Source organism: Corynebacterium stercoris (genome assembly GCF_024160105.1).
Lineage (GTDB): Bacteria > Actinomycetota > Actinomycetes > Mycobacteriales > Mycobacteriaceae > Corynebacterium > Corynebacterium stercoris.
In genome coordinates this window covers 41,671-52,960 of sequence record NZ_JAMFTQ010000012.1, presented here as the reverse complement: position 1 = coordinate 52,960, position 11,290 = coordinate 41,671, and the positions used below count along the sequence as shown (strand labels likewise).

At 62.5% G+C, this 11,290-nt stretch carries 10 protein-coding genes and 1 pseudogene; 7 read left to right on the top strand and 4 right to left on the bottom strand.

All coding sequences use genetic code 11. The annotated features are described in order from the left end of the window. Positions 1 to 271, bottom strand: a 271-nt coding sequence (locus tag M5J20_RS08930; protein ID WP_253578721.1) for a hypothetical protein, incomplete at its 3' end; no start/stop codon positions are given. Between M5J20_RS08930 and M5J20_RS11525 the strand changes: the two are divergent. From M5J20_RS11525 to istB, 3 genes and pseudogenes are all read left to right on the top strand, one after another. Further along, positions 246 to 323: pseudogene (locus tag M5J20_RS11525) on the top strand (hypothetical protein); the annotation flags it as partial. The gene M5J20_RS08930 and the pseudogene M5J20_RS11525 overlap by 26 nt on opposite strands. Positions 324 to 393: 70 nt before the next feature. Then, positions 394 to 798, top strand: coding sequence for a Mu transposase domain-containing protein (locus M5J20_RS11550; RefSeq protein ID WP_437177637.1), 405 nt, complete (start codon positions 394 to 396; stop codon positions 796 to 798). Then, positions 795 to 1,589, top strand: coding sequence for an IS21-like element helper ATPase IstB (gene istB / locus M5J20_RS08920; protein WP_253578714.1), 795 nt, complete (start codon positions 795 to 797; stop codon positions 1,587 to 1,589). The genes M5J20_RS11550 and istB overlap by 4 nt, the downstream gene beginning before the upstream one ends. Before the next feature lie 309 nt (positions 1,590 to 1,898). Here istB and M5J20_RS08915 read toward each other — a convergent pair whose 3' ends face one another. Next, a complete protein-coding gene (locus tag M5J20_RS08915; RefSeq protein WP_253578711.1) occupies positions 1,899 to 4,088 on the bottom strand; it encodes an NADP-dependent isocitrate dehydrogenase in 2,190 nt (729 codons plus the stop codon). Between the two features lie 77 nt (positions 4,089 to 4,165). Between M5J20_RS08915 and M5J20_RS08910 the strand changes: the two genes are divergently transcribed. Further along, on the top strand, positions 4,166 to 5,080 hold the full coding sequence (locus M5J20_RS08910; RefSeq protein WP_253578708.1) for an exodeoxyribonuclease III: 915 nt from the start codon (positions 4,166 to 4,168) through the stop codon (positions 5,078 to 5,080). Here the strand turns inward: M5J20_RS08910 and M5J20_RS08905 are convergent. Together M5J20_RS08905 and M5J20_RS08900 are read right to left on the bottom strand one after the other, a co-directional pair. Continuing rightward, entirely contained in the window at positions 5,077 to 5,502 is a 426-nt protein-coding gene (locus M5J20_RS08905; RefSeq protein WP_253578705.1) for a type II toxin-antitoxin system VapC family toxin, read from the bottom strand. The genes M5J20_RS08910 and M5J20_RS08905 overlap by 4 nt on opposite strands. Further along, entirely contained in the window at positions 5,486 to 5,755 is a 270-nt protein-coding gene (locus M5J20_RS08900) for a type II toxin-antitoxin system Phd/YefM family antitoxin (protein ID WP_253578702.1), read from the bottom strand. The genes M5J20_RS08905 and M5J20_RS08900 overlap by 17 nt, the downstream gene beginning before the upstream one ends. Positions 5,756 to 6,099: 344 nt before the next feature. On the opposite strand from M5J20_RS08900, the gene cas3 reads away from it, so the two are divergent. Genes cas3 through casB form a run of 3 tightly spaced genes read left to right on the top strand, consistent with a single transcriptional unit; the run spans position 6,100 to position 11,267 of the window. Further along, complete coding sequence (cas3, locus tag M5J20_RS08895; protein WP_253578699.1) at positions 6,100 to 8,910, top strand: CRISPR-associated helicase Cas3'; 2,811 nt, start codon at positions 6,100 to 6,102, stop codon at positions 8,908 to 8,910. 39 nt (positions 8,911 to 8,949) lie between these two features. Continuing rightward, positions 8,950 to 10,614 (top strand): type I-E CRISPR-associated protein Cse1/CasA, encoded by a 1,665-nt coding sequence (casA, locus tag M5J20_RS08890; RefSeq protein ID WP_253578696.1) that lies wholly within the window; start codon positions 8,950 to 8,952, stop codon positions 10,612 to 10,614. Further along, a complete protein-coding gene (gene casB / locus M5J20_RS08885; protein ID WP_253578694.1) occupies positions 10,611 to 11,267 on the top strand; it encodes a type I-E CRISPR-associated protein Cse2/CasB in 657 nt (218 codons plus the stop codon). Before casA ends, casB begins: the two co-directional genes overlap by 4 nt. Positions 11,268 to 11,290 lie beyond the last annotated feature (23 nt).

Genomic DNA, 11,290 nt, shown 5'->3' with positions numbered 1-11,290 from the left:
TGATGGTTGCTTCCCATTCCCGCTTCGCCGGGGCGCGGATCTTGCCGTCGCGCACCACCGACGACCTTTTGGCCGGGATGTGGGATCTCCTCGAGCACACTTTCACCGCAGTTCCCACCCGGCTGGTGTGGGACCGCGAATCCGGCATCGGCAGAGCCAGACTGTGCGAACCGGTAATCGCGTTCGCCGGCGCGTTGGGCTGCAAAATCGTGCAAACCCCACCCAGGGACCCGGAATCCAAGGGCATCGTTGAGCGCACCAACGGGTACATGAAAACCTCGTTCTTCCCGGCTCGGCGCTTCACCAACCCAAAGGATGTGCAAACCCAGCTCGACGACTGGTTCACCACCGTTGCCAACGTGAGAACACACGCGGTGTTGAAAACCTCGCCAGCTGAAGCCTTCACCACAGACCGGGCCGGGATGCGGCCCCTGCCGCCATACACACCGACCTTCGGCACCCGCCCCGCGGTGCGGCTGCCCCGCAACTACTTTCGTCACCGTCGACACCAACCACTACAGCGTCGACCCCGCCTACGTCGACCGACTCGTCACGGTGCACACCACCTTGCACCACGTCACCGTGACCGGCCCAGGCGGGGAAACAATCGCCACCCACCAAAGAATCTGGGCGAAAGGCCGCACAATCACCGACCCCGCCCACCAGGCCGCGGCAAAAGCAATGCGCCAGCAGCGCGCAACCACGCCTGCACCGAAACCCAGCTTCGACATCGCCGCCGCCGACCTCACCGTCTATGACCGCATCACCTCAAGCCCTGCGAAAAGGACCACCGCATGACCCGCACCCCAGCACACGACACCACCGCAACAATTAACCGCTACGCCAGAGAGCTCAAAGCACCCCGCATCGCAAACATCCACGCAACCATTGCTGAACAAGCCCGCGCCGAATCCTGGACGCACGAGGAGTACCTCGCAGCCGTGTTATCGGTTGAAGCCACCGCCAGAGCAGAATCCGGCGCAAACCAACGCGTCAAACGCGCCGGTTTCCCCTCAGTGAAAACCATCGCCGATTTCGACTTCACCGCCCAACCCGCAATCGACCGGGCAGAGATCGCCCGTCTTGAAACGGGCGCGTGGGTCGCCACCGCCGAAAACGTCGTCCTCCTCGGCCCGCCCGGCACCGGCAAAACACACCTCGCCACAGCACTCGGCGTCACGGCAGCCCAGCAAGGCTACCGGGTCTTGTTCGACACCGCCGCCGGGTGGGTCAACACGCTGACCGAAGCCCACGCGATGGGCAGGTTGGAACCAACCTTGAAACGCTTAAGCGGCTACCACCTGCTCATCATCGACGAACTCGGCTACATCCCAGTGGAGGCCGACGCCGCGAACCTGTTCTTCCAGCTCGTGTCCCGCCGGTACGAACACGGCTCCATCATCGTCACGTCCAACCTGGCATTTTCCCAATGGGCACAATGCTTCGGCGACGTCACCGTGGCTACCGCCATGGTTGACCGCATCGTCCACCACGCCAAAATCTTCCAACACCGCGGCACCAGCCACCGCATCAAAGGCAGGGAAATCCCCGCAACAACCCCCGCCCCGCAACCACATCAGGCACAATAACCAACGACCACACTGGGCTACTTTTCAAAGAGCGCCAGTGGGCTACATTTCGAAGAGCGCTCACAGATTCCGCAGGTAAGGGAGTTTTTTGAAGAGTTTAAGGGCTGTTTTGGCATCTTTTTCTGGTTACGAAGCAAGAAAAAATCGCTCTTCTGATCTGATCTAGGTGGTCTAGTTCGTCGGGTAAGCGTTTGCGGTAAGTGGGGCGGAGGTACCGGGCTGGGCACAGCGCTGCCCAGTCTGACCAAACAAAAACCGGCCGGTGCCGGGTCGCGAAACCCCGACACCGGCCGATCTCAGATCAGCGAGCTACTTCTCCAGTGCGTCGATGATCTCGTTGAACTTCGCGGACGGGCGCATGACGGCGTTGGTCTTCTCCTCGTTCGGCCAGTAGTAGCCGCCGAGGTCGGCAGCGCCGCCCTGGGCGTCGATGAGCTCCTGGTCGATCTGCTCTGCGTTGGCGCGCAGGGCCTCGGCAACCGGGGCGAACTTCTCGGCCAGCTCGGCATCCTCGGTCTGCTTCGCCAGCTCCTCGGCCCAGTAGAGGGAGAGCCAGAAGTGGGAACCGCGGTCATCAATCTCGCCGACCTTGCGGGACGGGGACTTGCCCTCGTTCAGCAAGGTCTCGGTCGCGCGGTCGAGGGTATCGCCCAGGACCCCGGCGCGCTCGTTGCCGTTGGCGTTCTTCTCGTGGCGGAAGGACTCGGCAAGCGCCAGGTACTCGCCCAGGGAATCCCAGCGGAGGTGGTTCTCCTCCTGTACCTGCTGCACGTGCTTCGGGGCGGAGCCGCCCGCACCGGTCTCGAACAGGCCGCCACCAGCCATCAGCGGCACGACGGAGAGCATCTTCGCGGAGGTGCCCAGCTCGAGGATCGGGAAGAGGTCGGTGTTGTAGTCGCGCAGCACGTTGCCGGTCACGGAGATGGTGTCCTCGCCGCGGCGGATGCGCTCGACGGAGGTGCGGGTGGCCTCGACCGGGGACGCGATGGAGATGTCCAGGCCCTCGGTGTCGTACTCAGCCAGGTACTTGTTCACCAGCTCGATCAGGTTGCGGTCGTGCGCGCGCTCCTCATCCAGCCAGAAGATGGTCTTCATGCCGGACAGGCGGGCGCGGTTCACAGCCAGCTTGACCCAGTCCTGGATCGGGGCGTCCTTGGTCTGGCAAGCGCGCCAGATGTCGCCCTCCTCCACGTGGTGCTCAATCAGCACATCGCCGGCGGAGTTGACCACTTGCACGGTGCCGTCGGCCGGGATCTTGAAGGTCTTGTCGTGGGAGCCGTACTCTTCAGCCTTCTTCGCCATCAGGCCCACGTTCGGCACGGTGCCCATGGTGGTCGGGTCGTACGCGCCGTTTGCGCGGCAGTCATCGATCACGGTCTGGTACACGCCGGCGTAGGAGGAATCCGGGATCACCGCGAGGGTGTCCTGCTCCTGGTCGTCCGCGTTCCACATGTGGCCGGAGGTGCGGATCATGGCCGGCATGGAGGCGTCGATGATCACGTCGGACGGCACGTGCAGGTTGGTGATGCCCTTGTGGGAGTTCACCATGGCCAGGTCCGGACCGTCGGCGAGCGCCTGCTCGAAGGCTGCGCGGATCTCCTCGCCGTTGCCCAGCTCGGACAGGCCGTCCAGGATTGCGCCGAGGCCGTTCTCGCCGTTCAAGCCGGCGTCGATAAGCTCCTGCCCGTACTTGTCGTAGACATCCTTGAAGTAGGCGCGCACGACGTGGCCGAAGATGATCGGGTCGGAGACCTTCATCATGGTGGCCTTCAGGTGCGCGGAGAAGAGCACGCCCTCCTCCTTGGCGCGCTGCACGGCGTCGAGCAGGAACGCGTCAAGTGCCTTGGCGGACATGAAGGTGCCATCCACGACCTCGCCCTCGAGCACCTTGAGGCCGTCCTTGAGCACCTCCTCGGTGCCGTCGGCCTTGACCAGCTTGATGGTCAGGGTGTCCTCGGACGGCATGATCACGGACTTCTCGTTGTGGCGGAAGTCGTTCGCGTCCATGGTGGCCACGTTGGTCTTGGAATCGGTGGACCACACGCCCATGGAGTGCGGGTGCTTCTTGGTGTAGTTCTTCACGGCCTCCGGCGCGCGGCGGTCGGAGTTGCCCTCGCGCAGCACCGGGTTCACGGCGGAGCCCTTCACCGCGTCGTACTTTTCCTGCGCATCCTCATAATCCGGGATGTCGAAGCCGGCGGCCTGCAGCTCTGCGATCGCCTTCTTCAGCTGCACCAGGGAAGCGGAGATGTTCGGCAGCTTGATGATGTTGGCTTCCGGCGTCTTCGCCAGCTCGCCGAGCTGCGCCAGCGCGTCATCCATCTTCTGGTCGTCGTTCAGGCGCTCCGGGAACTGCGCGAGAATGCGGCCAGCCAGGGAAATGTCGGCCGTTTCCACGTTGATGCCGGCCTGGGAGGCAAACGCCTCGACGATCGGCTTGAGGGAGTACGTCGCCAGCAGCGGCGCCTCATCGGTGCGGGTCCAGATGATCGTAGACATAGTGCTCCTTAATGCTAAGGTGTCAGACTTCAACCTCCCAGCGTACCGCGTGAGAGGCACCGGTATGGTGCAAACCCATGAGCCTCACCATCGCCAGCGTCAACGTCAACGGCATCCGCGCCGCCACCAAGATCCGCAGCGAGGTCAACCCCGGCATGCTGGCGTGGCTCCGCGAGACGACGGCGGGCGTCGTCCTCATGCAGGAGGTCCGCGCCACCGAGGCCGAAGCTACCGCCGCGCTCGCCCCCGCACTCGAGGCGGGCTGGCACCTCGCCGTCGCCCCCGCCACCGCACCCGGGGCAAAGGGCCGCGCCGGGGTGGGCATTCTCTCGCGCACCCCGCTTGCCGACGTCCGCATCGGCATCCCCACCTTCGAAGACGCCGGCCGCTTCATCAGGGCCACGCTTTCCGACGGCACCGTTGTGGCCTCCTTGTATCTCCCCAGCGGTTCGGCCGGCACCGCGAAACAGGACGAGAAGTATCGCTTCCTCGATGAGTTCGAGCCGCTACTTGCCCAGTGGGCCGAGGAGGAACCCGACATGGTGATCGGCGGCGATTGGAACATCTGCCACCGCCGCGAAGACCTGAAGAACTGGAAGACAAACCACAAGAAGTCGGGCTTTCTGCCGCACGAGCGCGCGTTCATGGATGCGGTCTTCGGCTGCTTCCCGGACGAGGAGGCGCAAGACCTGCAGCTCAAGGATCTGCCCGGCTGGGCGGGGGCTGTCGAGTACGTGTCTGAGAAACGTCGGCAAGCATGCGCTGACCCTGGATGGTTCGACGTGGCGCGGCGTTTGAACCCGGAGGACGCGGGGTACACGTGGTGGACGTTCCGCGGCCAGGCGTTCAACAACGACGCCGGCTGGCGCATCGATGTGCAGGCTGCGACGGCCAACATGCTCGAGCGGGCGCAGCGCGCGTGGGTGGAAAAGGCCGCTACGGTGGAAGAGCGCTGGTCGGACCACTCGCCGGTGGTGGTGGAGTACCGCTAGGGGAGCTGCGTCTGGCCGGGGGCGAGTGCGGTGAGCCCCATGTTCCTTGCGGCAGCTTGGAGCCGGCGATCGTAGGTGACTATTGCAGATGCTCCGCCGAGGAGGGCCGCGGTTAAGTGCAGTGCGTCGAGGGACCTCAGCGTCGCGCCGGGCAATTGCCCCGCTAGGCGAAACGCCGCCTGGGTCAACGTGACCAACTCGATTGACTGGAGAAAGTCGGAGATCTCGCTTTGCGCAATCTCCGGATGCCGGACGGCAACGCGGCGCAGTTCAGTCTCGAGCAACGTCGAGGAAAAGATCTGTGGAGAGCTCTCAAGAATCGCCTGCTCTAAGGCATCCGATTCGGCCTCGTCCGCGAAGAGCTTAAGGGCAGCCGAGGTATCCAGGTACCAGCGGTGCGCAGGCTCAAATGCGCTCGTCACGGTAGCCCTCGAGGAGTTCATCTGTGGAAGCCGAGAGTTTCCGGCGGTACTGCTTCCCAATCCGGAGCGGGCGACTCGGCTTCTGCGCAGGAAGGATGCAGCGCCTTTCGGCACCGTCTTCCACGCCGACGAGCCGCGCGACTGGGCGCCCCCGGTTCGTAATCACAAACTCTTCGCCCGCCTCAACCGCGCGCAGAATTTTCCCGCTTTCGTTTCGCAATTCCCGCTGAGAGATGTGCTCCGCCATGGTCATGCTACGAGCGTAGCACCGAAACTGGTCGGACCACTCGCCGGTGGTGGTGGAGTACCGCTAACTCAGAGGCTTTTTCTGGGGAGGGGGGAGCGCTAAAAAGAGGCTGGCCTTGAAAACGATGGCCAGCCCTGGAACCCCGCTAGCGCGGGGAGGATGAGGATCCCAGAATGATAGCGGGCTCATCCCCGCGGGCGCGGGGAGCCAGCCTGGGATCTCCGGATTGACTTTACAAATCAACCGGAGTCGCGGGGTATTCAGGATTTTCCCGCTATCTCTGGCGAGAATCTACTAACGCTATTATTCTTGGGCCGGAACGACGGATTGGCGGGAAGGAGTGGTTCAGCGTGAACATCACTGCACTTCCGCCCTCTACCCTTGAGTTTGCGTCAAGTGCCGAAGGATGGGTTGCGGCGCGTTCGGCGCAAGCGAGAGCGCTGTGGGCGAAGTCTGGAGATGACTCCGGTCATCTTTCTTTACCTCAACACCTCGTCGACACGGCTTGCGCTGCCGCCGGTGTTTTCGATATCTGGGTTTCCGGGGCAATGGTGCGGTTCCTTGCAGATAACCTTCGCCTCTCCCATGATGAAGTCAGGGCGCTCTATATCTTCTTGGCCGGGGTTCACGATGTGGGGAAGGCGATCCCCCAGTTCCAGCGGCAGATTGATCGCGAGCAGTATGCGCACATTGTTTCCGGAGTGCGCGATGCAGGTCTCCCACTCGATGCTCGCAACCGTGAGCAGCAAGAGCAGAAGATTCCCCACGGTGTCGCTTCGGGGGTAATTCTCTCTAACTGGCTTGTGGGGTGCGGGGTGCCCCGGTCCGTTGCCAAGAGGCTCGCAGCAACGGTGGATGCGCACCACGGAATTGCGTCCGAAGAAGAGGCCAGCAACGCGGCGGCGCACGCGGCAACGATGTATTCGTCGGCTTGGGGCAAAGTTCAGGAAGAGCTAGTCGACGCTATGGCGCAGCTGACTGGGTTTGTATCGGTGGCGCCTCGCCTTCGCAGGATGCGAACCGCGTCCGCGCAAGTCCTTTCCGGGCTTGTCGTGATGGCTGACTGGATCGCCTCCAACGCGGATGCATTTCCGATGGGCAGTGGCGGATCGCAGGTCGACCGTACTATTCGCGGTCTTGCGGCGATCGAACTTACTGGGCCGTTGCGCCCCAGGGCGGTCGAAGACAGCGTTGATCAGGTATTTGCTGAATTCTTCGGGTGGGGAAGTGACCGCACGCCGCGCGCAGTGCAACGTGCGGTTGTCGATGCGGTACGCGAAGTTGACGGCCCCTGCCTGGTGATTGTCGAGGCGGAAACCGGAGTCGGTAAGACAGAAGCGGCCCTGGCCGGTGCGGGACTCATGGTCGCGAGAAACGATGCGCAAGGTGTGTATTTCGCGGCCCCGACAATGGCCACTGCGAATGGGCTGCTGGAGCGCACCCTCGACTGGGCCTCACGGGCAGGGGAACGTGGAGGCGTTGCTTCTATGTACCTTGCCCACTCAAAGAACTCCCTGGTTGAGCCGTATCAGTCTCTACGATTTCAAGGAATTGGGGAGGACCTTGAACACGGCAGTGTTGTGGCGAAGGAGTGGATGAGCGGGAGGCGAAAGGGCCTGCTTTCCAACATCGTGGTTGGCACCGTCGACCAAGTACTGATGCTTGCGCTGACACAGCGGTACTCGATGCTGCGGCATGCGGCGCTAGCAGGCAAAGTGGTGATTTTCGATGAGGTGCACGCGTACGACGCGTACACCTCCGCGTACCTGCTGACCACCCTCGAATGGCTGCACTATTACGGTGCGAGCACCATTGTGATGAGCGCAACGCTGCCACCAGACCGGCGCAACGCCATGATCTCGGCCTATACGGATGCGAGGCCAAACGATGACCCTGGAGATGCGTACCCACTGGTCACGGTTGCAACTGATGAGCACGTTCGGTTCTACACCCCGGAACCGTCCCCGACCACGCTGACAGCCACGATCGAGGTGATCGCGGACGATACTGACACGCTGCGTGCCAGCCTGGAGGACAATCTGGCTGATGGCGGCTGCGCGCTCGTCCTCTGCAACACGATCTCCCGCGCCCAAGACGCGTATCGGGTCCTGAGCGACGCCTTCCCCGGAGAGGTCACCCTGCATCACGCCGGATTCATGTCCTGGGAGCGAGTCGAGAGAGAGGATGAGTTGCGCGCCGAGCTTGGTCCAGATGCCCGCAGGGGCGCAGGCCGCCCGCTGCGCAAAGTGGTCGTCGCGACGCAAGTCGCTGAGCAGAGCCTCGACATCGACGTGGACGTGTTGTACTCGGACATTGCGCCAATGGATCTTGTTATCCAACGTGCGGGGCGTCTGCACCGCCATACGCGTCCTGCCGCCGATCGCCCGAGCAAAGTTAGTTCGCCGCGGATCTACATCCGAGGGTTCGTGCAGCGGGAACCTAGCCCGATTTTCGATTCCGGCACCGCGGCAATCTACGACCCCAAGATCCTGCTCCACACCGCAGCTCTGCTGCCTGATACGTTTCGGCGCCCCGGCGATATTGCCCCGCTGGTTCACGCAACCTACCGACGGGAGGTCGAGGTGCCTCCAGCGTGGCTTTCGGTCTATGAGGAAGCGAAGGAAGCGTCGAGGCTACGGGAAGAGAGTGCAATTAAACGGTCTAGCGACTATCGAATCGCGGCCCCAGAGGACGCGAAGCATCTCCGCGAGCTTTTCAAGCTGACTGATCACGCCCTGCGGTCTCTGGATAAGGGGGAGGAGCGCGGCGCCGCTCAGGTTCGCGATGCCGAACCAACGGTCGAGGTCATCCCCATCGAGCTCACGGAATTCGGTTATTCCCCTCTCGGGCAGCCGAACGGGGAGGTCCTGTGGGATTCGGAACTCGAGCCGCGGGTTGCGCGCCACCTTGCGGCGAGCACTGTTCGCCTGCCTGCCCGCATGACGCGCGCGCTCGCTGACTTCGAGGCCGTCGTTGGCCAGCTGGAAGAATCTACGCCGAAAACCTGGGACGACAATTATCTCCTCCGCGGACAGCTGGCCCTGCCGCTCAACGCCGATTGGGTAGCGCGGGTGGGCAGGTTCCAGGTGAGGTATTCGTCAGAGCTCGGACTCGAAACCTTGAGCGACAACACCGCTCGTGCTGTCGGAGGCGGCGGATAGTGTCCAAATTGCTACTCGGAAATAGAAAGGAGATATGCCATGACATTCAATCTTGTTGACCACGAATGGGTAGCGTGCCACGTCAATGGCGAGAAACGGATTGCGAGCTTGCGCGAGCTGTTCGACGGATCGACTCCCGCGACGGCGGTCATGGGTGATTCACCGACGCAGGACTACGCGGTCCTGCGAGTGCTGCTTGCGGTGTTTTGGAGGGCTCATCATGCTGAGCTCGCTGAAAATCTGACATCGAAACGCGCCCGCGATGACTTTGAGTGGGAAGAATGGTTCGTCGATACGCGAACCGCGCTGCTTGCCACGGGGAGGGACGAAGCTGTCCTCAGCTACCTGGATAAGTACTTCGACAGGTTTGATCTGCTTGACTCGGAACAACCATTCATGCAGGTAGCAGACCTAGTTGCGTGCAACGGGACGACGCAATCGGTTTCTCGCATAGTTCCAGAGGCGGAGCACGATTACTTCACTATGCGTACCGGTGACGGACGCGAAGCGCTCGGCCTCGCTGAGGCGGCTCGGTGGCTTATCCACTGCCAGGCCTACGACTATTCCGGGATCAAGACGGGTGCCGTCGGTGACCCCCGCGTCAAGGGCGGCAGAGGCTACCCAATCGGAACCGGCTGGAGCGGCATGACGGGCGGTACCGTCATCGTGGGCTCAACGTTGCTGGAAACACTGATTCTCAACACCACGGCCAGCTCGGTGTTGGAGGACAGCTTGCCCGTGTGGGAGCGAGACCAAGACACTGCGGCCCCTCGTTTAGTCCCGCCCAGCGGCGCTGCGGAGTTTGCCACCTGGCAGGCACGACGTATCCGTCTTTACGAAGAAGACGGGCTGGTAACCAGGGTGCTTGTGAGCAACGGGGATGGCATCCCAGATGCTGGCCTCAATGCTTTCGGCGACCCAATGACCCCGTATCGCTACAGTCCGAACAAGTCGAAAAAGGGGAAGCCGGCCTACTACCCGCGTCCGTACGATATGCGCCAGACGATGTGGCGTTCACTTGACCCCTTGATCGCCGTGGACAAGGACGCTCAGTACGACGGGGCCGAGACTGCGCCGCAGCGTCCCCAGACGCTTACGAACCTCGCGGAGATTGCAGCCGACACCGGCCAGGATGAAGTCTTCGATGTCGCACTTGTGTCCATGGAGTACGGGGCCCAGTCGTCTTCAGTCGCCGTGACGATGAGTGCAAGTATCGGCCTTCCGCTTGCGGTACTGCGAGGGGACGACCTTGGCGCCGAGGTACGCCGCGACGTACGCAACGCGGCGGCCGCCACTGCAGCGGCCAGATATTCCCTCGGTCGTTTCGCTGGTCAGCTCCTGCAGGCGGCGGGCGGTGAGTATGCATTTGGCCAAGAGCCCGCAGACAGGCTTTTCGCTGAGTTGGAGCCGCAGTTTGTTGCGTGGCTCAGGGGAGTGACGGCGGAAAACATAGAGGCGAAATCAGTCGACTGGCAGCGTACGGTCCGCCAGGTAGTGCTTGAGACAGCTCACGAACTGATCGCCGGTGCAGGTCCGAGAGCACTTATCGGACGTCTGGAGGGGGCGGGTCAGGACGGGGGAGACGGACGAATCCTGAATGCCGGCACCGCTGCGCGTCAGCTGCGTCGACGTCTTGATAAAGACCTCCCGTTGAGCGTGCAGAAAGACTCCGTCATCCAAACCGAGAAAGGAATGAACGAATGACACAACCATCAGTGCCACCGAGCGGTGGACCGTTATGGAAGAGCGTTGCCCGAACTGTCGACAAGCTGCAGCGCGACTACCTAAACAACCCGTATGGGCGCGATGGCTCGGATGCCCGGGCGGCGTTGGCGGAACTCCGCAAGGCCTCGGCGTTTGAACCTGCGGACAACCCCATGGGGTTGCAGAAGATCATCGGCCTGCTGAACCCGCCGCTCAACGAGGATTTCATGGGCCGGGGCGAAAAGCCTTCAGCCTCTGAAGTTGCTCTCTACCGATCGCTCTCGCTCTTTGGGGTGCACATGCAGAGTGCCAAGAAGCCGATGCATACGAGTGACGTCTCGTTCGCCCAAGCTTGTGGTCAGCTTATGCCCCGAACTGATTCGAAATCGTTCAAGCACCGTTTCGACGCACTTCAGCTGGCGACGGACGATGCTTCTCGCGCAGTCCACTTGCGCTCACTCGTTTCGCTGCTGCGCAGCTACGAGCTGGCATTTGATTACGGCCGATTTTCCGAGGACCTGCGAGCACTGGTGAACCCGAACCGGAAGCCGGGCGTGCTCCTTCGATGGGGCCGTGACTTTGCTCGAGGCGCACGTCAGCTTTACGACGCACAGCCCCCAGAAGACCTCGACACCACCACCAACACCAACTAACCACCCGCTTCTTTGAAAGGAAC

What these genes read in the sequence shown, in the direction of transcription:
- istB (WP_253578714.1), top strand. Translation starts at nt 795, where the DNA reads ATGACCCGCACCCCAGCACACGACACCACCGCAACAATTAACCGCTAC.
- M5J20_RS08915 (WP_253578711.1), bottom strand. Translation starts at nt 4,088, where the DNA reads ATGTCTACGATCATCTGGACCCGCACCGATGAGGCGCCGCTGCTGGCG.
- M5J20_RS08910 (WP_253578708.1), top strand. Translation starts at nt 4,166, where the DNA reads ATGAGCCTCACCATCGCCAGCGTCAACGTCAACGGCATCCGCGCCGCC.
- M5J20_RS08900 (WP_253578702.1), bottom strand. Translation starts at nt 5,755, where the DNA reads ATGACCATGGCGGAGCACATCTCTCAGCGGGAATTGCGAAACGAAAGC.
- casA (WP_253578696.1), top strand. Translation starts at nt 8,950, where the DNA reads ATGACATTCAATCTTGTTGACCACGAATGGGTAGCGTGCCACGTCAAT.
- casB (WP_253578694.1), top strand. Translation starts at nt 10,611, where the DNA reads ATGACACAACCATCAGTGCCACCGAGCGGTGGACCGTTATGGAAGAGC.